The organism is Photorhabdus laumondii subsp. laumondii (assembly GCF_003343245.1).
Taxonomy (GTDB): domain Bacteria; phylum Pseudomonadota; class Gammaproteobacteria; order Enterobacterales; family Enterobacteriaceae; genus Photorhabdus; species Photorhabdus laumondii.
The window spans coordinates 1,859,767-1,882,230 of the sequence record NZ_CP024901.1 but is presented as its reverse complement, the minus strand read 5'-3'; the positions used below and the strand labels follow the sequence as shown (position 1 = coordinate 1,882,230).

The window sequence follows — 22,464 nt, the reverse complement described above, 5'->3', positions numbered from 1 at the left end:
TTAATGACTTTAAACATTATTTCAAATAGAAAATAAAAACCTACAAAAATAATAAAAAGACAATAATAGCCCTAAAATTAACCACAATAAATTTATTGATCATACATTTAACACCTCAATAACAACGTATTAAAACAATTGTATTAAATATATTTTTGAACGTTACTATTTTAATTTATCAAAAATTATCCTCCTATCTAATATTACCTGTAAAATAATAAAAAACCCAATTAAAGCCCATTTTCTTGACAAATATCAATAACGCTTACTACTATTTTTAATACTTGAATATCTATTTCTCTCACTCACTTCTCTTCATAATAGGTGATAAAATGTCAGAAGAAAGCCAACGTATTAAAAAGCCATCCTCAGGTTATGCAACAGATCATTTCTACGATGGAGCATGGCATAGGGCGGTCAAATTTGTTGAGGGCAGTGTTGAATTTTTTGATGTTTACGATGTTATCTTTGAGGGGATTACTTACCAATCCCCACCAATCTTAGTTTCTGAGAACCTCATTATTGTTCCCATAGCAAAAGATGAAGTTGCCTGGAACAGTAAAATAGAAATATATGGCGCTATCGGCACTGGGGAAAGTGAAAAAATTTTTTCTGACGGTGATGCCGTCCGACCTTTTGCCGGTGAACTTGATGTTTCAAATCCTCAGGAACCTCTTGTTATTTTCGGCGGAGGCAATGTTAGTCGTTTTCCCAATTACACAGCCAATGTCAATGGGGTTGAATATGGTGGTTTAATTATAGATCCAGAAAAGAATTCAATATCCTTATTACGCTCCATCGAAGATGGAAAACTAATGGTATTTGGCAAAACTGAAACTGGCAAAAATGTCATTGTTTTTGAAATAGAAACTGAAGGTGAAAATAAACCACTTAACGGATGGGTAGAGTTTCATGACGTAGCAACCTGTATTCTATTCAGAAATGGCGATTTAACAGGATTCGCTACTAGCTATGAACTCCGATATGAAGGAACATCAACCCGCAACTATCGAGGTTTATCACCGACGCATATTCGTTACGAAAATATCGGCCATCATGTTAAAACTGAGGTCGAATTATGGGCTTACTGGCAAGATAAACCTGATGGTGTCTTGTTATTCAAAGGCCGGTACAACGGATCTGTTGTAAAAAATAGCAAATGTTGCTCTTTAGATGAAAAAAAATAGGTATATACCCAATGGATTTCAAGATGCATCGCGACGGCAAGGGAGCGAATCCCCGGGAGCATAGATAACGATGTGACCGGGGTGAGTGAGTGCAGCCAACAAAGAGGCAACTTGAAGGATAACGGGTATAAAGCGTGCGCGGCAAAATGCCGCGCCCTAAATCAAAAAAATATAACGCCACCCAACCTACCACATAAACCTTATATTGATGTCAAATCAACCAAAAATCGCCTTAAACCAACCACTCACTTTCATCACAATCAAATCCCAAATACGGCTAAAAAAGCTACCTTCCTCTACCGCCTCTTTAACCACCAAAGGGCGTTGTTCAATTACCTTATCCCCTAATTGGAAATTAATCACACCAACAACCTGATTTTTCGTCAAAGGCGCTGTTAATGGAGTTTGATTTAATGTGTAACTGGCTTTCAGATTTTTTAACTGCCCACGAGGAATGGTGATCGCAGCATCTTTTTCCACGCCAAGAGCAACATCTGAGCGCCCGCCATACCAAACCTTTTGCGAAACAAACGGCTCGCTAGCTTTAATGGGCGTCACTGTTTCATAAAAACGGAGTCCCCATGCAAGTAATTTTTCACTTTCAACGAAACGAATCCGATCACTTGGTGCTCCTAGCACAACAGAAATCAGCCGCATGGGTCCCTCTGTCGCTGAAGCAACTAAGTTATAACCGGCACCGCTGGTATATCCTGTTTTCACACCATCGACATTCATATTCTTATTCCACAACAATCGGTTACGGTTAGGCTGTTGGATTTTATTAAAGGTGAATGTTTTCTCTTTATGCAGAGCATACTCATCAGGAACATCACGGATCATGGCCTGACTCAATACCGCCATATCACGAGCAGTACTGAATTGGCCCTCAGCATCCAATCCATGAACCGTACGAAAATGGGTGTTAGTCAACCCAAGTGCTTTTGCATAATTATTCATCAGACTAACAAATACATCCTGACTACCCGCCACATAATCAGCTAAAGCAATGCTGGCATCATTACCAGACTGAACAACAACACCATGATTCAGATCAATCACTTTTACCCTGTCACCGGGTTTAAGAAACATGAGAGAAGAACCTTTCAGTATGGGATTTCCCGTCGCCCAAGCATCTTTTCCCACAGTAACAATATCTTCCGGCGTGATTTTTCCCGCTTTTATCGCCTGACCGACAACATAACTGGTCATAATTTTTGTCAGACTGGCTGGATCAAGCCGCTCATCGGGATTACCTGCCGCCAGAATTTTACCGCTGTCATAATCCATTAACACATAAGCTCTCGCATCCACTGGCGGAACGACAGGTTCATCCGATGCATAAACACGGGCACTTACCATTGATGCCACTGTCAGCACCGCAACAACACATTTTATCGCCATCGCCAAATTTTTCTTCATCATCGTTCCCCTTTACTTAATAAGAAAAAATGTCAAATTCTTATACCCTATGGATTTCAAGATGCATCGCGGCGGCAAGGGAGCGAATCCCCGGGAGCATAGATAACAATGTGACCGGGGTGAGTGAGTGCAGCCAACAAAGGAGCAACTTGAAAAATGACAGGTATATTAATATAAAATGTTGTACGACAAGAAACCAACATAAATAGGATAAAGATTGTGCTGATCATTAGTTTTCATTTAATCTGATAGCGGTTATACCTTATGGATTTCAAGATGCATCGCGACGGCAAGGGAGTGAATCCCCGGGAGCATAGATAACTATGTGACCGGGGTGAACGAGTGCAGCCAACAAAGAGGCAACTTGAAAGATGACGGGTATATTGGTAACAAATAGACAATTTTCTTATCATCCCGATTCCAGGAAAAACTCATGCTGACCATTTGGGGCCGTAAAAACTCTTCCAATGTAAAAAAAGTGCTCTGGTGTCTGAAGGAACTCGATATACCGTATAATCAAGTAGATATTGGCGGTAAATTTGGCAAACTGGATGCCCCACAATATCTGAAAATGAATCCAAATGGAAAAATCCCTTGTTTACAAGAAGGCGATTTTATCTTGTGGGAATCTAACGCAATTGTTCGTTATCTTGCAGCAAAATTTGGTAAAGAGGTACTTTATCCACAAGACCTACAGGAAAGAGCAAATGCAGATAAATGGATGGATTGGGTTGCTTCACATCTGTTTCCTCATATCAGACAACTCATGATAGGTTTTATTCGCACACCTGAAACAGAGCGGGATCAAAAACAAATAGAACAAACCTTGGCTGAAATCGAAAAATTGATGAAAGTGCTCGATGACACCCTGGCAGAACAGAAATATCTTTCTGGCGATAAATTTGGCATGGCTGATATTGCATTAGGACCCATGATTTATCCTTGGCTTAATATTCCAATCAAACGACCATTTCTGCCAAATATTGAACGCTGGTATCAGTTAATGGCAGAAAGACCAGCGTTCAAAAAAATTGTCATGATTGAGTTAAGTTGAGAAAAATCAGCTCATTGGCATCCATCCAGGATCGGGGTATTGATACTTAAATCCCAACTCCTGACAAATACGGCTACCATCAACAATTCTGCTTCCCATCTGAGTCTCTTCTCTGAAAAACTCAGGTGGAACTAAATCAAGCTGATTACTGGCTTTAGGGTAAAATTCAGCTTTGGTTGGGTGAACAGGCGCACATAAATTATAAATATGCCCACCTTCAGTCCTCTGAATTAATAAATTAATGGCTGAAATAACATCATCCTGATGAACTAAATTAACCGGCTGATTCCCTCCTTTAACTCCCTTTTTTCCCGCCAGAAAACGCCCGGCATGACGACCACTGCCGACCAAACCGGCTAAACGCAAAATATCAACAGAAATATTTGGCAGTTTGTGCAACCAATTCTCTAATTCAACCAATGCCTGAGCAGAACGTGTTTCAGGGCAAAAAGGCGCATCTTCATTGAGATTGCCCGCAACAAAACCATAAACAGAAGTAGAACTGGTGAAAATAATCCTTGGCACAGAGTATGAGAGAGCAGTATCGACAATTAACTGAACTGCCCTAACATAGTTATAACTGCCACCCGCAGTGTGGCTTGCCGGTAAAGTGATGATCAGCACATCAGCTACCATCAGTTGCTCTAAATCATCAAGCGCGCAATTGATCTGAGGTTCCAGTTGTAACAAATAACATTCGATACCAGACATACGTGCTGCCTCTACACCATCTGGCGTCGTTTTGCTGCCAACAACCTGCATACCACTGCGACTCAATGCTTTGGCTAATGGCATCCCCAACCAACCCAGACCGATAATGGAAACTTTTTTCATCACCACCCCTTCTATGCCTGATATTACTTTGATTATGCAAACAATCCGAACATTAAGCCACTGTTATTATTGATACTGTATTTCTCCCATAGAAAACAATATTTCAAGTAAAAACAAAATATTATTACAATATAAATTTACTGTTAAAAAAATAGATTGCTTTTAGTCCATCAAATCGTATAGGTTGAATAGCAAGCAAAAAATTTAATCTCTGTTGGTCAGTGAATAAAAGCAACTGGCAGCAATAACAAATAAAGAGAAACCATTATGATCCGCATTCAATTTAGCCATTACCACCATCATCATCCTGATTAGTCTTTCAGGCGGTTGTGTGCTGGAAGACGTTTAACGGGTCTTCCGGTGGCATGAATGCGATAAAAACCCCCGGAAGGATCCTTCCGGGGGTTTTTTTATGTTTCCGATTTTAAGTGGGGATAAAAATGTTAGATAAATCACGTTTACGTATCGCAATGCAGAAATCAGGCCGATTAAGCGAAGATTCACAAGAATTACTGGCTCGCTGTGGTATTAAAATTAATCTGCAACAACAGCGCCTAATTGCATTCGCGGAAAATATGCCAATTGATATCTTGCGGGTACGTGATGACGATATTCCAGGGTTGGTTATGGATGGCGTCGTCGATCTGGGGATTATCGGTGAAAATGTGCTGGAAGAGGAGCTATTAAGCCGTCGCGCTCAAGGAGAAAATCCTCGTTATTTCACCTTACGCCGTCTGGATTTCGGTACTTGTCACCTTTCACTGGCCGCGCCTCTAGACTACAACTATACCGGCGTCGAATGTTTACAAAATGCCCGTATCGCAACCTCTTACCCTCACCTGCTAAAACGTTATCTCGATCAGAAAAAAATCCTCTTTAAATCCTGTCTGCTCAATGGCTCAGTTGAAGTTGCTCCCCGTGCCGGGTTAGCCGATGCCATCTGTGATCTGGTTTCAACTGGCGCAACACTGGAAGCAAATGGTCTGCGGGAAGTAGAAATTATCTACCGTTCCAAAGCCTGTCTTATTCAACGTGATGGTGAAATGCCCGCCGATAAACAGCAATTGATTGAGAAACTGTTGACCCGCATTCAGGGGGTGATTCAGGCCCGTGAATCCAAATACATCATGTTGCACGCACCAAGTGCAAAACTCGAAGAAGTGATTGCTCTGCTACCAGGGGCGGAACGTCCAACGATTCTACCGCTGGTGGGAGATCAGAACCGCGTTGCCATGCATATGGTAAGCAGTGAAACACTGTTTTGGGAAACGATGGAGAAACTTAAAGCCCTTGGTGCCAGCTCCATTTTAGTATTGCCGATTGAAAAGATGATGGAGTAAACGAAAATGACTGACCATTTCGATACCCTGATCCGTTGGCAGGAGTGCCATGATGAACAGCAAAACGCTTTACTGACACGCCCTGCAATTTCAGCTTCCGTAGAAATCTCCCGTACAGTGGAGCAAATTCTGCATGCGGTGAAAGAGTATGGCGATCACACTCTGCGTGAATTCAGCCGCCGTTTCGACAAAACGGTTATTGAAAATATCCGTATTTCGCCGGAAGAGATAGCCGCCGCAGAAAACAGTCTGAATAATGACATTAAACAGGCAATGCAGCAGGCAATGAATAATATCCGCGTTTTCCACGAAGCGCAGAAGCCGATAAAGATCGAAGTAGAAACCCAACCAGGAGTCTATTGTCAACAAGTAACACGGCCTATTGATTCGGTTGGGCTTTATATCCCCGGAGGTTCTGCACCATTACTTTCTACCGTTTTGATGCTCGGAACACCTGCTCAAATAGCGGGCTGCCATAAAGTTGTACTTTGTTCTCCACCACCGATTGCCAATGAAATCCTCTATGCAGCCACACTGTGTGGAATTACGGAAATATTCCAAATTGGTGGCGCTCAAGCCATTGCCGCTATGGCATTTGGAACAGAATCCGTCCCCAAAGTAGATAAGATTTTTGGTCCGGGTAACGCTTATGTTACCGAAGCCAAAAGACAAGTTAGTCAGCGCGTAGATGGTGCCACCATCGATATGCCTGCTGGCCCATCGGAACTGCTTATTATCGCCGATGCGGGAGCAAACCCCGTCTTTGTAGCTGCCGATTTACTCTCACAAGCAGAACATGGCCCTGACTCACAAGTGATATTGGTTACACCTGATGAAGCGTTAGCCAAAAAAGTGATAACGGAAATCGAAAAACAGCTTACCCGTCTTCCCCGCAACCAGATTGCCGCCAAGGCATTAGCACATAGCCGGATTATTGTGACAACAAGCCTGCAACAATGCGTAGAAATCAGCAACCGCTATGGCCCAGAGCACCTGATTATCCAAACCCGCCAGCCAGAACAACTGGTTGAAAAAATCACTAGCGCCGGTTCTGTTTTCCTCGGTGACTGGTCGCCAGAATCTGCGGGAGATTACGCATCAGGAACCAATCACGTATTACCAACTTATGGCTACACTTCAACCTATTCCAGCCTTGGTCTGGCAGATTTCCTAAAACGTATGACAATTCAACAACTGACGCCGCAAGGACTACTGAACCTATCTCAGACCATTGAAACACTGGCGCAAGCAGAACAACTGACCGCTCATAAAAACGCGCTCACTTTACGTGTGGCGGCGCTGAATATTGCCGGTCAAGGGGTGAATATGAATAACATTTTCGATGCCAATCTGTTGGCACGAGAAAATATCCGCAAATTAACACCTTATATGTCTGCTCGTCGCCTTGGCGGCAAGGGTGATGTTTGGTTGAATGCCAACGAATACCCACTAGCCCCTGATTTCCAATGCACTGAGCAAACATTAAACCGTTATCCTGACTGCCAGCCAGCCTCGGTTATCCGCCGTTATGCCGCCTATGCAGGCTTACAACCTGAGCAAGTACTAGCCTGCCGTGGTGCTGATGAATCCATTGAACTTTTAATCCGCGTATTTTGTGAACCCGGACAAGATGTAGTGCTGTTTTGCCCTCCGACTTATGGTATGTACAGTGTCAGCGCTGAAACTTTTGGTGTCGAACAAAAGAAAATTACCGCACTGGAAAATTGGCAACTGGATATCGAAGCGATCGAAAATAACCTCGACCGGGTAAAATTAATCTATATCTGTAGCCCTAATAACCCAACAGGAAACGCAATAAATCCTGATTCATTGCGTAAAATTCTGGAACTAACCGCCAATCGTGCCATTGTCACTATCGATGAAGCCTATATTGAATTTTGCCCGGAAAATAGTATCGCAAGCTGGCTAAAAAACTATCCAAATTTAGTCATTTTGCGAACCCTCTCGAAAGCTTTTGCTTTAGCCGGTCTACGCTGTGGATTTACTCTCGCATCTGTGGATATCATCACTCTATTGTTAAAAGTGATTGCACCTTACCCGCTTTCCACGCCTGTTGCAGATATTGCAGCACAGGCACTGACAGCAGAAAATATCGCAATTATGCAAAAACGTGTCGTTGAGATCAGGGAAAACCGCAATGACTTGCAACAGGCGCTGAATAAATTAGCCATCGTAGAAAAAGTATTCCCCAGTGAAACCAACTATATATTGGTGAAATTCTATGACGCAGAAACTGTTTTCAAAACATTATGGCATCAGGGCATCATCCTGCGCGACCAACGCAAACAGCCCGGTTTAGAGGGTTGCCTGCGGATCACCATCGGCAGCCGTAAAGAGTGTGAGCGAGTGGTTGAAGCCATCAGCGCCCTTTCCACTGTAAATGAACAACCAAAGGAGATAGCAAACTGATGAACCAGAAACTCCTGTTTATTGATCGGGACGGTACGCTGATCACTGAACCGCCAACAGATTTTCAAGTTGATCGTCTGGATAAACTGGCACTGGAAACCGAGGTTATTCCTGCTCTGCTTGCCCTGCAAAAATCGGGGTTCAGGCTGATTATGATCACTAATCAGGATGGTCTTGGCACAGATAGTTTTCCATTAGAACAATTTGAACCGCCACATAACCTGATGATGCAGATTTTCAGTTCTCAAGGCATCCATTTTGATGAAGTTTTAATCTGCCCTCACAAGCCAGAAGAGAACTGTCATTGCCGTAAGCCAAAAATAAAACTGGTGGAAAAATATCTAACAGAAGGCTTGATGGATACCGCGAACAGCTATGTGATTGGTGACCGGGAAACCGATCTGCAACTGGCCAAAAATATGGGCATTCAGGGGTTACATTATCATCCGAAAAACCTTGGCTGGTTCGCTATCTGTGAACAACTAACCCGTCAAGACCGTCACGCTCATGTTCAACGTATCACTAAAGAGACATCCATCAACATTGACGTTTGGCTTGATCATGAAGGTAGCAGCGATATCAATACCGGTGTCGGGTTCTTTGACCATATGTTGGATCAGATTGCTACCCACGGTGGTTTCCGCATGCATGTTCAGGTTAAAGGCGATCTCTGTATTGATGATCACCATACCGTTGAGGATACCGGTCTGGCATTGGGGGAAGCATTGAAACTGGCGTTGGGAGATAAACGGGGCATTTGCCGTTTTGGTTTTGTGTTGCCAATGGATGAATGCCTTGCCCGCTGTGCTCTCGATATTTCTGGTCGCCCTCATCTGGAATATAAAGCTGAATTCAAACACCAGCGGGTGGGTGATCTGAGCACTGAAATGATTGAGCACTTCTTTCGTTCACTCTCTTATGCAATGGCCTGTACACTACATCTGAAAACGAAAGGCAGCAACGATCATCACAGAGCAGAAAGCCTATTTAAAGCCTTTGGCCGAACACTACGTCAGGCAATTCGGGTAGAAGGCGATACATTGCCAAGTTCCAAAGGGGTTCTGTGATGAAAGTTGTCATTCTTGATACTGGCTGCGCTAACTTGTCATCGGTAACTTATGCCATCCGAAAATTAGGCTATCAACCTGAAATCAGTCAGGAAACAGCAACGATCCTGGCAGCAGATAAACTACTTTTACCTGGTGTCGGCACTGCCAGTGCCGCAATGGATCAATTGAAACAACGGGAACTTATACCGTTAATTAAAGTACTCAGCCAACCTGTGTTAGGTATTTGCCTTGGCATGCAGCTATTCGCTGCCACCAGCGAAGAAAGCGATAATGTTGCAGGTAATAATGTCACCCTACTCGAAGTTATGGCTTCCCCCGTCCAAAAAATGGCTACGCATGGGCTTCCATTACCACACATGGGCTGGAACCAAGTTCTGCCAAAAGCCGGGCACCCGCTATTCCGTGGTATTGAAGACCATGCCTATTTTTATTTTGTCCATAGCTACGCGATCCCGCTGAATACCTACACCATTGCGCAAACTGAATATGGCAATATTTTCAGCAGCGCAATCGCCAAAGATAACTTCTTCGGCGTACAGTTTCACCCTGAACGTTCCGGTGCTGCCGGAGCCAGACTATTAAAGAATTTTCTGGAGATGTAGGCACAATGATTATACCCGCATTAGATTTGATAGATGGCAAAGTAGTACGGTTACATCAAGGGGATTATGCTCAACAACGGGATTATCAACACGATCCTTTGTCCCACTTTCAACAATATGAACAACAGGGAGCAAAATTGCTCCATCTGGTCGACCTGACCGGCGCTAAAGATCCATCCGCCCGCCAGATCCCTTTACTGCGCAAATTACTTGCAGCAGTTTCTATACCTGTTCAGGTCGGCGGCGGCATCCGTACAGAAGAAGATGTGAAAACATTGCTTGATGCGGGTGCCAACCGGATAGTGATTGGCTCTATCGCCATAAAACAACCGGCACTCGTTACCCAATGGTTTAAACGTTATGGTGCCGAAAATATTGTGCTGGCGCTGGATGTTCGTATCAATGATACAGGCATGAAACAGGTTGCCATCAATGGCTGGCAGGAGAATTCCTCCGTCACTCTGGAACAGGTTATTGAGCAATATCTGCCTTGCGGGTTGAAATATGTACTGTGTACAGATATCTCCCGCGATGGCACGCTAACTGGTTCAAATGTCGAATTATATCGGGCAATTTGCCAATACTATCCACAAATCGTATTTCAGGCTTCGGGGGGCATCGGCACGTTAAATGATATCGCTTCTCTGCCTACCAGCGGTGTAGCCGGGGTTATTATTGGTCGTGCATTACTTGATGAGAAATTTACCCTGAAGGAGGCAATTCAATGCTGGCAAAACGCATAATTCCTTGCCTTGATGTTCGTGACGGGCAAGTGGTTAAAGGCATTCAGTTTCGTCATCACGAAATTATCGGCGATATTGTGCCACTTGCCCAACGTTATGCAACAGAAGGTGCAGATGAACTGGTTTTCTACGATATCACTGCCTCATCTGATGGACGGGTAGTCGATAAAAGTTGGATCACCAAAGTTGCGGAGGTGATTGATATTCCCTTTTGTGTCGCTGGTGGTATTAAAACTGTCGAAGATGCAGGGCAAATCCTTTCATTTGGGGCAGATAAAATCTCTATCAACTCCCCTGCACTGACTGATCCAACCTTAATTACTCGTTTGGCCGATCGTTATGGTGTTCAATGCATTGTCGTAGGGATTGACACCTGGTTTGATGAAAGTACAGGTCGCTATCAAGTTTATCAGTTTACCGGCGACGAAAAACGCACAAAGGCCACTCAATGGCAAACCCTCAATTGGGTAAAAGAAGCGCAACACCGTGGTGCAGGTGAAATCGTACTCAATATGATGAATCAGGATGGTGTCCGCAATGGCTACGATCTGACTCAACTAAAACAGGTGCGTGACGTTTGTCATGTTCCTCTCATTGCCTCTGGTGGTGCAGGCGCACCAGAACACTTTCTTGATGCCTTTAAACAGGCAAATGTCGATGGTGCACTCGCTGCATCTGTATTCCATAAACACATTATTAATATCTGTGAATTAAAACAGTACCTTTCACAACAAGGCGTGGAGATAAGAACTTGCTAACCGCACAACAAATCGAAAAACTGGATTGGGAAAAAGTCGCTTATATGATGCCGGTTATTGTGCAACATGCTATATCCGGCGATGTCCTCATGATGGGCTATATGAATAAAGAAGCACTGAATATTACTATCAGTTCAGGCAAAATCACTTTCTTTTCCCGCAGTAAACAACGTCTATGGACCAAAGGTGAAAGCTCCGGCCATTTTCTTAATTTGGTCAATATCTATCCTGATTGTGACAACGATACCCTGTTGGCACTCGCAGACCCAATCGGCCCTACCTGCCACTTTGGTACACACAGTTGTTTTGCTCCGGCACAAACTGAATGGGGATTTCTCTATCAGCTTGAAAAATTGCTGGCAAGTCGCAAAACAGCCGACCCTGACCATTCATATACAGCGAAGTTATATGCCAGCGGTACTAAACGAATCGCTCAAAAAGTGGGTGAAGAAGGGTTAGAAACCGCTTTAGCCGCGGCAGTGAATAATAGAGAAGAGCTAACGAATGAAGCAGCAGATCTGATGTATCACCTGATGGTTCTACTACAGGATCAAGAGCTGGATCTGAGTTGTGTCATTCGTCGATTACGGGAAAGATGATATACCCGTCATCTTTCAAGCTGCCTCTTTGTTGGCTGCACTCCCTCCCCCCGGTCACATAGTTTGCTATGCTCCCGGGGATTCGCTCCCTTGCCGCCGCGATGCAACTTGAAATCCATTGGGTATATGCCCGTGATCCACCGCGCTTTTCCGGTAGATAAAAAGGCAAAAACCAATCATACGAAAAACGACTATCAGGCGACATAGACGTCTACGTCGCCTTTTTGACAGCTCCCCGCCCAATTAGGCATAGGTATCTACACGAAATGAACGTTTATAAATCACATGGCCGCTTTAAAGATCGAAACAATTTCTTCATGGGTAGCTTGAGTGGGATTAGTCAAACAACATATATCTTTCAAGGCATTAGTTGCTAACTCTGGTAAATCTTCTAATTTGACATTCAGTTCCGCTAGACCCGACGGAATACCAATATCTTTTGACAACTTACGAATTTCAGCAATACATGCCGCAGCCCCTTGCTGATCATTCATAGCGCTTACATCTACCCCCATCGCAGCGGCAATATCTTTCAAACGACCCGCAACCGCTTTAGCGTTGAACTCTTGAACGTGTGGTAATAAAACAGCATTGCATATGCCGTGTGGTAAATCATAAGTACCGCCCAATTGGTGAGACATGGCGTGTACATACCCCAGTAATGCACTATTAAACGCCATCCCCGCCAAGAATTGTGCATAGGCCATGTTTTCACGTGCTTCTATATTGCTCCCATCTGCAACTGCTTGGCGTAAAGAGTGACTAATCATTGAGATTGCTTTCAATGCACAAGCATCCGTTATTGGGCTAGCCGCAGGAGAAACATAGGCTTCAACCGCATGAGTCATTGCATCCATTCCAGTTGCGGCGGTTAACCCTTTCGGCATTCCTACCATTAATTCCGGATCGTTCACAGACAAAACAGGTGTTATTTTCTTGTCAGCAATGGCCATTTTAATATGGCTTTCAGTATCGGTAATAACACAGAAACGTGACATTTCTGACGCAGTACCCGCGGTAGTATTGACTGAGATTAATGGCAAATGCGGTTTAGATGAACGGCCAATACCGACATAATCCCGGATATCGCCTCCATTAGCAGCGACCAACACAATAGCTTTTGCACAATCATGTGGCGAACCACCCCCTAAAGAAATAACGCAATCGCTATTATGCTGACGCAGAATATCCAAACCTTCCTCAACGTTAATTGTCGTCGGATTCGGATTAGTACCATCATAAACCGTACTCTCAATATCAACATCAGATAATAAAGCTTGAACTTTTGCTGCCACCCCAATTTCATTTAAAACACGATCGGTCACAATCAATGCTCGCTTATAACCATCACCTTTCATCGTATTTACCGCTTCAACCAAACAACCCGCACCAAACATATTTACCGATGTCATAAAAAAAGTCGTAGTCATCATTGATAATTCCTTATATTAAAATAGTTTTAGAATGAAAATATATATACCCGTTGTCTTTCAAGTTACCTCTTTGTTGGTTTCACTCACTCACCCCGGTCACATCGTTATCTATGCTCCCGGGGATTCGCTCCCTTGCCGTCGCGATCCATCTTGAAATCCTTAAGGTATAAAAAGTAAAATTTGAAAAATCACCTAATGGAACTACAGATCATTGCTCTTGCAACAAACATAAATAATAGCTCTATTTAAACCACATAATTCAAAAAATATAAATATATCTCGGTAGAGTTAGATAAGGTTTATTAAAATAGATATTTGATAATTTTCCCTCTTGGTAATATATTCCATTGGCAATATAATAAATACAATAATCGAGAAGATTAATATATCAATTCACCAAATTATTACTTAGGAGTTTATTTTGTCCTCTAACGAAATATTTAACCGCCTGACCACATTACTGGATAATCATCATGCCAGCTATCGGGTGATGGAACATTCAACCGCCGGACATTCTGAAGAAGTTGCAAAAATCCGTGGTACACAACTTGGGCAAGGGGCAAAAGGGTTAGTTTGCCATGTTAAAGGGGAAGGATTCCGTCAATATGTACTCGCTGTACTGCCTGCGGATCAACAAGCAGACCTCTCTTCACTGGCAAAACAGATCGGTGGCAACCGTGCCTCACTGGCAAGTCCTAAAGAAGTTTTTGAACTGACTCAATGTGTATTTGGTGCTATTCCACCTTTTAGTTTTCATCCAGATCTGAAACTGGTTGCAGACCCTTTATTATTTGAACGTTTTGATGAACTGGCTTTTAATGCCGGCAGCCTTGAACGTTCAGTGATTCTTAACACCCAAGATTACCACCGAATTGCACAACCTGAATTGATGATTTTTCGTCGAGTAGAATAAATACCATCGCGAAAAATGATATTTGTCAAATAGCCTATAAAAATAGGCTATTTAAGATAATATTTTAAATATACTCATTTAAAATAGTAACTATCCCGCCCCAATAAGTTTATACCCGTCATTTTTCAAGCGGCCTCTTTGTTGGCTGCACTCGCTCACCCCGGTCACATCGTTATCTATGCTCCCGGGAATTCGTTCCCTTGCCGTCGCGATGCAACTTGAAATTCATAGGGTATATATCACTAGATAAAGTTATTATTGCTACATTATACAAACATTAAACAGAGAGGTATAATTATCAAATACCATGAATATCTAATTATTCACTATTGAGGCATATACAAAAAATTACCAATTACATTATGGGATAATTCCCTACCCAAACAAAGGTGTTTCTTGATAGGAATTTTCAATTATTTTTAATTTCAGAACCTTTATTTCAAATATCGGTGAAAAATGACATGTCAATTATATTAATGTTGTATTGACAACAATTTCATATGCCTATTCATTATATTTTATTAAATACAAAAACCCACACTCATTGTATTCTCATATCGCTTTCAAAAAGAAAGATGACGTTTTTTCAAAATAAATTTTAAGGAATAGAAAAGTATGACTAATAAGCTAGTTACAGGTGCAACTTTTTTCGATAGAAAATACTTTCTGGGTGAAGCGCACCATTATCCAGAAAACGACATCATTATTCCATTGCCTTATGATCTTAACGATAGATTCCGTTCAGTAAGAATTGGAACGCTATCAAAAGTTTATGCATGGCGTCATCAGAGCGATTGGGAACCCGGCCAACGCTATCGTGAATGGGAATACGATCATCCAGATATTGATAGAGAAATTAGAGGATTATCTAAGTTTAAAGTGGCACCAAAAGATACCTGTCTGGTTGCATTAAGACTTATTGATGATACTTATTCAGGTATTAAATTCTCAATGTTCACGAATACACATTGCGTGGGCCCAGTTGAAACAACAACTGATGATGATTATGCACTGGTTGGTATACTGCCATTTGAGACCGAGTTAGTTACTGCCATTGCAATAAGAAATACCAGTACTGGAGTATATATCAATAACGGATCATTCTATTTCTATCGTGATGCGAACGGCGTTGTTACTATTGATGAGAAAGCTAATTTCCCTAAAAATCTCAGAATAGTTAATGTAGGTGGCAATCGTTTTGATATTCATATTATCAGTACCGATTTTTCTAACTAATCCGGTTATAATGTAACAATAATTAACCGCCGTTTTCAGACAAGCTACGTTCTGAAAATTTAAACAACACCGTTGCGGAATATCATCAAAAACCGCAACGGTGTATTCATAAATCAGCAAAAATTTCGTGGCGATAAATAATTTTTTATTTATTATGATATAAGCATCATTACAATAGTCACTTAACCTTTAAAAAGAACATTAAATTAAGGTCCATTAGAAATAATGTTCACAAGCTATTTCCTTTGAGATAAATACTTCCCTAACGATTAATTTTGAAAATTATAGTAAAACCCAACCATTCCATTATTACATATCTTATTTTAGGTAATTAGGTATTTTTAAACAACTTTACTTTATGTATTTTTATGCTAATTTTAACATTAACCCATCGAATATTATTCTTCTATTGACTGGATATATTACATCTAAAGATGAGGAATAAATAAATTATTAGTGGGAAATATTACACAAAAAAAGCCAATTTTTACAAATAGTATATAAATCATATTCTGAAATTTAAGCTACGCCGTTGCGGTCATTTGTTAGAAAAGCCGCAACGACGTGTTCCAGAAGATCGCAGAAATTAAAACCACATCATATCTGATGTAAACTCTCCACTCTGCTGGTCAATCGGTGATAACCGGGCTTACTCCATCCATTCAGTATGGAAAACACCTTCTTTATCAGTACGCTTATAGGTATGAGCACCAAAATAATCACGCTGAGCCTGAATTAAATTAGCAGGCAGTACCGCTGAACGATAACTATCGTAGTAAGAAATAGCAGCAGAGAAAGTCGGGGTTGGGATACCATTCTGCACCCCATACGAGACGACATCACGCAACGCCTGCTGATATTCATCAGCAATTTTCTTAAAGTAAGGTGCCAACAACAGGTTAGCAATATCCACATTTTCGTTATACGCGTCAGTAATTTTTTGCAGGAATTGAGCACGAATAATACAACCCGCCCGGAAAATTCCAGCAATCTCACCGTAATTGAGATCCCACTGGTACTCATCAGATGCCGCTTTCAATTGCTGAAAACCTTGGGCATAAGAGACGATTTTACCCAAATAAAGCGCACGGCGGACTTTCTCAATAAATTCGGCCTTATCACCTTTAAATGGTTGTACATCCGGCCCGCTCAAAACTTGAGCCGCAGCAACTCGCTGATCTTTCAGAGAAGAGATATAACGTGCAAATACCGATTCTGTGATCAACGTCACTGGAATCCCTAAATCCAGAGAGCTCTGGCTGGTCCACTTACCCGTACCTTTATTTGCTGCTTCATCCAAAATCACATCAACCAAATATTGGCCTGCTTCATCTTTCTTATGGAAAATATCAGCCGTGATTTCAATCAAATAACTGCTCAATTCGCCGTTATTCCAGTCAGTGAAAATCTCAGATAGTTCTTCATTGCTCAGATTTAGGGCATTTTTCAGTAAAGAATAAGCTTCAGCAATGAGCTGCATATCACCGTATTCAATACCATTGTGAACCATTTTCACATAATGACCGGCACCATCCGGGCCAATATAGGCCACACAAGGTTCACCTTCAGCTTTAGCCGCAATCTCTTGCAGAATTGGTGCCACCAATTTATACGCCTCTTTCTGGCCGCCAGGCATAATAGATGGACCTTTCAATGCCCCCTCTTCACCACCGGAAACCCCAGTACCGATAAAATTAAAACCCTGAGCAGAAAGCTCGCGATTACGACGGATAGTATCCTGAAAATAGGTATTACCCCCATCAATCAAAATATCACCTTTATCCAGATGTGGAGTCAGTGAAGCAATAGTTTTATCGGTTGCTTCGCCAGCCTTAACCATGAGCAGAATACGGCGCGGTTTTTCCAGTGAATCGACAAATTCTTCGACAGTGTAACTTGGAACTAATTTCTTCCCCGGATTTTCGGCGATCACTTCGTCAGTTTTATCACTTGAACGGTTAAATATAGATACGGAATAACCACGGCTCTCAATATTTAATGCCAGGTTACGCCCCATCACCGCCATACCGACAACACCAATCTGCTGCTTGGACATGAATAACTCCTGTCTGATGATAATTCTGCTCACCAATAATAATTAGCGCGCAATTTGTTAATGTGATCACATGTTAACTCAGGACGAGTCCTAATGGATAGTTATTGGTGCCATCAATACCGCGACACCCCATTTTTTGGAAAAAACTTCCTCAGATGAAAAATCAACTATTGAAATTTGATGAGTCAATGCCCATTATTCATTATTCGGCATGAGCCGTCATATTAAAAGGTAAAACAAACTGTATGGAATGGATCGCTGATCCGACGATATGGGCTGGGCTAGTTACTCTTATCGTTCTAGAAATTGTCCTCGGAATTGACAACTTGGTCTTTATTGCCATTCTGGCAGATAAACTTCCTGAAAAACAAAGAGACAAAGCAAGAATTACAGGTCTAGGTTGTGCGTTACTGATGCGTATCGTACTGCTTTTTAGTCTTTCCTGGTTGATAACGCTAACTCATCCATTAATTACGCTTTGGGAACATCCATTTAGTGCCCGTGACCTGATTATGCTAATAGGTGGTCTTTTCTTACTGTTCAAAGCGACAATGGAGCTCAATGAACGGCTGGAAGGTAAAGATGCCCACTCAGGACAACAACGTAAAACATCTAAATTTTGGACGGTTGTCGTTCAGATAATTGTCCTTGACGCTGTATTCTCACTGGATTCAGTGGTGACTGCTGTTGGTATGGTAGACAACATCGGTATCATGATCGCGGCCGTCACCATTGCGATGTTCCTGATGATACTGGCAAGTAAACCGTTGACCACTTTCGTCAATGCTCACCCGACTATCGTTATTCTCTGTCTGAGCTTCTTGTTAATGATCGGTTTCAGTCTGGTCGCCGAAGGTTTTGGTTATCATATCCCCAAAGGTTACTTGTACGCCGCTATCGGCTTCTCCATTATGATTGAAGCCTTAAACCAATTTGCTCAATTTAACCGCCGCAGATTTCTTACTGCTTCCCGTTCACTACGTGAAAGAACAGCGGAAGCCGTTTTACGTATCCTGAGTGGTAAGCATGAAAATGCAGAATTGGATAATCATACATCTAATCTGATTTCTGATAATCAGGAAGTGTTTGATCCACAAGAACGTCAAATGATTGCCAGGGTTCTAGGCATGGCGCAGCGTAACGTTAACAGTATCATGACTTCCCGTCACGACGTGGAGTACCTTGATATTCATGCACCAACTGAAAATCTGACGCAAATACTGAATAAAAATCCTCACACACGCATTGTGGTAACTGATGAAAATATCAGTGACGAACCATTAGGTGTTGTCCATGTTATTGATCTACTGAATCAACAACTCAACCAACAGCCTTTTGATTTACATTCGCTGATAAAACAGCCTCTGATTTTCCCTGAACAGCTTTCACTACTCCAGGCATTGGAGCAGTTCCGCCAGGCACAAACTCACTTCGCGTTTGTTGTCGATGAATTTGGTTCTGTGGAAGGTGTGGTGACTTTGACCGACGTAATGGAAACTATCGCGGGTAATTTACCGGTAGATGGCGAAGAAACTGATGCCCGCCATGATATTCAAGCGACTGAACATGGGGGTTGGATCGCCAATGGTTATATGCCGCTGGATGATTTGATCCTTTATGTCCCTTTGCAACTGGATGAAAAACGTGAATATCAAACCTTAGCAGGTTTGTTAATGGAACATTCACAACATATTCCACGGCAAGGTGAGCAATTACAGATTGATAATTATCTGTTTGAACCGTTGGAAGTAACCAGTCACCGAATTAATAAGGTAAAAATTACCCCTCTGGTGTCAAATGAAGAAAATAAAAAATAACTCAGTGTTATTGATGACTCATCATATTTGTCATCACTGAGTTTTTCCTCTGAAACAAAATAAAACCCGGTCAGTTTAAACTGTACCGGGATTTTTTTAATCTTTTCTATTAATGCCATATGCGGAATTCTATGCGGATACGGTTAAATGATTTATCTATACCCGTCATCTTTCAAGTTGCCTCTTTGTTGGCTGCACTCACTCACCCCGGTCACATAGTTATCTATGCTCCCGGGGATTCATTCCTTTGCCGCCGCGATGCATCTTGAAATCCATAGGGTATAACTAGATTAAATAATTTTATATTCAGAACAGAAAAGCCATAGCTTCTCAATTCAATTATCAAAATTTAATCCACAAGTTGAAATCCACCTTTGTACTGAAATTGACTGCTCAAACAACTATGCTCAGACAACGATAAGCATTCATTTAAGCATAATAGTCAACTGCCGGATTGAGCGGTCAAATCAGGCATGAGTTATTAATACAGCTAATTACTGCTGCGTTCAACCCAATCGTTAATAGCCTGTTTTACCTTGTTCTCTAACTCATTATGTAGCAATTGCTCAATATCCAAGTTGTATTGCAGATTACTCCAATTACCGTAAACCCGCAGTGGTACTTTCATTTTTCGCAGACGACTAACCAATTCATTATCCTTGCCCCATCCTTGTGTTATCTGTACTTTTAAAGCGACATCAACATCTTGTTTAAGCAGATTAGTCTTACCCTGCCCATCAATATTCAGCAAATCGGATACCGCATGCAATCGACTGATTTTTATATCACCTCGATTCAGTACCGCTTTAACATCAAGCTTTTTAGCGCGGGTGAAATTATCCATATTATCAGGGATATTCACTTTATCCGTTGCACGAGCAACGGATTGCTGGATTAATTGGGGGATATTTAATCCATACATTTTGGCATTAACTAAACTGAAATTAAGATCACCCTGCCAAATATGCGAAATCGCATAACCATCATATCCTTTACCAGAAAGATCCCCATTCAGATCGAATTTGCCACTAAATGCCGGAGGTAAGGAAAAGGCTTTGAGTACTGGTTCCAGTTCTATATTCCGCAGTAAAGGTTTTGCGTGTAACTTAAGTTGATTACCCGTTGCATCTAAAATAACCGGAATAGAGAAATCACCACCAAATAATTTGCCATTCAGAGTAGAAATTTCAGCAATACCACTATTATTTGTCGCTTTCAATATCAGATTATCGATCTCCATTCCTCGATAAACAAATTTGTCCGCATTAATAGTCACATTGGCGTTAAAGTCATTCAGAAATGCAGCGCTATAATCAGGCTCGGCAGAGCTTGAAACGGCGATTACCGGTTTAGCTGAACTATTCTCTATCCGGTAATAACGTTTAACTTCTGAACCCTCTTTAGGAAGCAAGTCCCATCCCATCAGATTATCTAAATTCAGTTTTTGGGAAGATAAATCGATCCGATAATCCGCATGAGCCCCCAACATTGCTTTTATACTGCCATGCAGTTCACTCTCATTAGCGGTGAAACTTAGCGCCTGTAAAGAAATTGTTTGCAGTTCATCTGTCGTCTCTTTTTGATAAACAGCATGTACTTTTCCTGAACCACTAATTCCTCCCGTAGGTATACCTGCGCCCTGGAGTTGATAATCAAAGAAGTCAATATTACCCGCAACACGATATGGATAATCAGTAATATCGACATCTGCATTAAGATTAAAAGCCAAGTCTTGCTGATTCTTACTGACTTTGCTACTTAACTCTACGCTGATATGGTTTTGGTTATCTCGCTCCATTAGCAGATTAATATCGCGGACATTTAACTGCTCATGATCATCTCGCTGCCAAATAAGCAAACTATCCGCGATCTTAACTCTGGCAATATCAAGCTCCCAACCCTCCCCCTTCGCAACAGGATTGGCTGTACTCCCTGTTGGTGCAATAGGGGTATTCCCTTTTTTCTGCGACTGGCTCTCCGGGGTTACTCTCAATATCGCCCCTTTCAGCATCACCTCTTTAACGGCAAGCTGATGAGAAAGAAGCGGCCACAACGCCACATCAAGACGCATATTTTCTGCCATCACTGTTGGCTGCGCCGCCCCTGGGGCCGTTAATGACATACGCCCGGTAATGATGCTCAATTTTGGCCAGACATGCCAGCGCATACCATCTTGCAGGACGAGTTGGTAGCCACTCTTCTTTTGCACCTGCTTGACCATATAAGCCCGAAAGTCATTTGGGTTTACTAACATGACTAATGCTGCCAGACCGGTAATAATCACAACCAGCAAAATAATCAGTGTTGTCAGCAATCTCTTCATGACTTCCTCAGCTTTTTTTGTCAAAACAGTCAATGCAGCTCAATAGCCGATAAAGATGTTAATCTTCATCAATACGACTACTCACCGCACCCTGTTGGTTTTTATATTTCGCATCTTGACGACGGTTATACGGACGGTCAGCGGAACCAGACAATGGTTCAAAACTCAAAGCACCGATGACCATACCCGGACGTAACGCCAGAGGCAATTTACCAGAGTTATAGAATTCAAGAACAATTTGACCATGCCAGCCCGGATCAATCCGGTGTGCCGTCACGTGCACCATCAACCCAAGACGAGCAAGCGAAGAACGGCCATCAAGCCAGCCCACCAAATCATCCGGCAATGTGACAGACTCCAGCGTAACGGCCAGTGCCAACTCGCCAGGATGGAGGAAAAAAACCTCATCGTCAGGCAGAATTATTTCATCACTCATCACACGATCAAGCGCAGCACTGACCTCATCTTTCGGACCACTCAAATCAATATATGCCGCAGTATGACCACAGAAAACACGAAACTGATTCCCAAGGCGCACATCAGCAGTTGCCCCGTTAATGCGTTCAATCGGCGGACGTGGAGCAATGACCAATTTACCCTCATCAAGCCATTTAATAATGTCGCGGTCACAGAGTCGCATTATTTCCTCT

At 42.2% G+C, this 22,464-nt stretch carries 19 protein-coding genes, 1 pseudogene and 1 other annotated feature; of the genes and pseudogenes, 14 read left to right on the top strand and 6 right to left on the bottom strand.

Going from position 1 to position 22,464, the window contains the following annotated elements:
• Window positions 1-332: 332 nt before the first annotated feature.
• Entirely contained in the window at window positions 333-1,187 is an 855-nt protein-coding gene (locus PluTT01m_RS08205; protein ID WP_011145871.1) for a hypothetical protein, read from the top strand.
• 216 nt (window positions 1,188-1,403) lie between these two features.
• Here PluTT01m_RS08205 and PluTT01m_RS08200 read toward each other — a convergent pair whose 3' ends face one another.
• On the bottom strand, window positions 1,404-2,546 hold the full coding sequence (locus tag PluTT01m_RS08200; protein ID WP_415881254.1) for a serine hydrolase: 1,143 nt from the start codon (window positions 2,544-2,546) through the stop codon (window positions 1,404-1,406).
• Between the two features lie 493 nt (window positions 2,547-3,039).
• Here PluTT01m_RS08200 and PluTT01m_RS08195 point away from each other — a divergent pair, with 493 nt between their 5' ends.
• On the top strand, window positions 3,040-3,660 hold the full coding sequence (locus PluTT01m_RS08195) for a glutathione S-transferase family protein (RefSeq protein WP_011145869.1): 621 nt from the start codon (window positions 3,040-3,042) through the stop codon (window positions 3,658-3,660).
• A gap of 6 nt (window positions 3,661-3,666) precedes the next feature.
• Here the strand turns inward: PluTT01m_RS08195 and PluTT01m_RS08190 are convergent, their stop codons facing one another.
• Window positions 3,667-4,494: an SDR family oxidoreductase gene (locus PluTT01m_RS08190; protein WP_011145868.1), complete on the bottom strand. Its 828-nt coding sequence runs from the start codon at window positions 4,492-4,494 to the stop codon at window positions 3,667-3,669.
• Window positions 4,495-4,761: 267 nt separating this feature from the next.
• On the opposite strand from PluTT01m_RS08190, the gene hisL reads away from it, so the two are divergent.
• The 9 genes and pseudogenes from hisL (at window position 4,762) to hisIE (ending at window position 12,036) form a co-directional block, all read left to right on the top strand.
• On the top strand, window positions 4,762-4,809 hold the full coding sequence (hisL, locus tag PluTT01m_RS28230) for a his operon leader peptide (RefSeq protein WP_109791964.1): 48 nt from the start codon (window positions 4,762-4,764) through the stop codon (window positions 4,807-4,809).
• Window positions 4,785-4,908, top strand: a sequence feature (His leader region). Its footprint overlaps the gene before it by 25 nt.
• A gap of 26 nt (window positions 4,909-4,934) precedes the next feature.
• Window positions 4,935-5,834, top strand: coding sequence for an ATP phosphoribosyltransferase (hisG, locus tag PluTT01m_RS08180; protein ID WP_041380016.1), 900 nt, complete (start codon window positions 4,935-4,937; stop codon window positions 5,832-5,834).
• A gap of 6 nt (window positions 5,835-5,840) precedes the next feature.
• Window positions 5,841-7,160 (top strand): annotated as a pseudogene (gene hisD / locus PluTT01m_RS08175) (histidinol dehydrogenase); the annotation flags it as partial.
• A complete protein-coding gene (gene hisC / locus PluTT01m_RS08170) occupies window positions 7,161-8,264 on the top strand; it encodes a histidinol-phosphate transaminase (RefSeq protein ID WP_165828666.1) in 1,104 nt (367 codons plus the stop codon).
• Window positions 8,264-9,331 carry a bifunctional histidinol-phosphatase/imidazoleglycerol-phosphate dehydratase HisB gene (hisB, locus tag PluTT01m_RS08165; protein WP_011145865.1) on the top strand — a complete coding sequence of 356 codons (1,068 nt, stop codon included), beginning with the start codon at window positions 8,264-8,266 and terminating at the stop codon, window positions 9,329-9,331. The genes hisC and hisB overlap by 1 nt, the downstream gene beginning before the upstream one ends.
• Window positions 9,331-9,936, top strand: coding sequence for an imidazole glycerol phosphate synthase subunit HisH (gene hisH, locus PluTT01m_RS08160; protein WP_011145864.1), 606 nt, complete (start codon window positions 9,331-9,333; stop codon window positions 9,934-9,936). Before hisB ends, hisH begins: the two co-directional genes overlap by 1 nt.
• 5 nt (window positions 9,937-9,941) lie before the next feature.
• On the top strand, window positions 9,942-10,679 hold the full coding sequence (hisA, locus tag PluTT01m_RS08155; RefSeq protein WP_011145863.1) for a 1-(5-phosphoribosyl)-5-[(5-phosphoribosylamino)methylideneamino]imidazole-4-carboxamide isomerase: 738 nt from the start codon (window positions 9,942-9,944) through the stop codon (window positions 10,677-10,679).
• Window positions 10,661-11,437: an imidazole glycerol phosphate synthase subunit HisF gene (hisF, locus tag PluTT01m_RS08150; RefSeq protein ID WP_011145862.1), complete on the top strand. Its 777-nt coding sequence runs from the start codon at window positions 10,661-10,663 to the stop codon at window positions 11,435-11,437. The genes hisA and hisF overlap by 19 nt, the downstream gene beginning before the upstream one ends.
• Window positions 11,431-12,036 carry a bifunctional phosphoribosyl-AMP cyclohydrolase/phosphoribosyl-ATP diphosphatase HisIE gene (gene hisIE, locus PluTT01m_RS08145; RefSeq protein WP_011145861.1) on the top strand — a complete coding sequence of 202 codons (606 nt, stop codon included), beginning with the start codon at window positions 11,431-11,433 and terminating at the stop codon, window positions 12,034-12,036. Before hisF ends, hisIE begins: the two co-directional genes overlap by 7 nt.
• A 281-nt stretch (window positions 12,037-12,317) precedes the next feature.
• On the opposite strand, the gene yiaY is transcribed toward hisIE, so the two are convergent.
• A complete protein-coding gene (yiaY, locus tag PluTT01m_RS08140) occupies window positions 12,318-13,469 on the bottom strand; it encodes an L-threonine dehydrogenase (protein ID WP_011145860.1) in 1,152 nt (383 codons plus the stop codon).
• 421 nt (window positions 13,470-13,890) lie between these two features.
• Between yiaY and PluTT01m_RS08135 the strand changes: the two genes are divergently transcribed.
• Both PluTT01m_RS08135 and PluTT01m_RS08130 read left to right on the top strand, forming a co-directional pair.
• Window positions 13,891-14,382: a YbaK/prolyl-tRNA synthetase associated domain-containing protein gene (locus PluTT01m_RS08135; RefSeq protein ID WP_011145859.1), complete on the top strand. Its 492-nt coding sequence runs from the start codon at window positions 13,891-13,893 to the stop codon at window positions 14,380-14,382.
• Between the two features lie 615 nt (window positions 14,383-14,997).
• On the top strand, window positions 14,998-15,618 hold the full coding sequence (locus PluTT01m_RS08130; protein WP_011145858.1) for a beta/gamma crystallin domain-containing protein: 621 nt from the start codon (window positions 14,998-15,000) through the stop codon (window positions 15,616-15,618).
• Window positions 15,619-16,267: 649 nt separating this feature from the next.
• On the opposite strand, the gene gndA is transcribed toward PluTT01m_RS08130, so the two are convergent.
• A complete protein-coding gene (gndA, locus tag PluTT01m_RS08125; RefSeq protein ID WP_011145857.1) occupies window positions 16,268-17,674 on the bottom strand; it encodes an NADP-dependent phosphogluconate dehydrogenase in 1,407 nt (468 codons plus the stop codon).
• A gap of 245 nt (window positions 17,675-17,919) precedes the next feature.
• Here gndA and PluTT01m_RS08120 point away from each other — a divergent pair, with 245 nt between their 5' ends.
• A complete protein-coding gene (locus PluTT01m_RS08120) occupies window positions 17,920-19,491 on the top strand; it encodes a TerC family protein (protein ID WP_011145856.1) in 1,572 nt (523 codons plus the stop codon).
• A 490-nt stretch (window positions 19,492-19,981) separates the two neighbouring features.
• Here the strand turns inward: PluTT01m_RS08120 and asmA are convergent, their stop codons facing one another.
• Together asmA and dcd are read right to left on the bottom strand one after the other, a co-directional pair.
• The gene (gene asmA, locus PluTT01m_RS08115) at window positions 19,982-21,814 is read right to left on the bottom strand and encodes an outer membrane assembly protein AsmA (protein ID WP_011145855.1); all 1,833 of its coding nucleotides are present in this window, start codon (window positions 21,812-21,814) and stop codon (window positions 19,982-19,984) included.
• Window positions 21,815-21,872: 58 nt separating this feature from the next.
• Window positions 21,873-22,454, bottom strand: coding sequence for a dCTP deaminase (gene dcd, locus PluTT01m_RS08110; RefSeq protein ID WP_011145854.1), 582 nt, complete (start codon window positions 22,452-22,454; stop codon window positions 21,873-21,875).
• Window positions 22,455-22,464 lie beyond the last annotated feature (10 nt).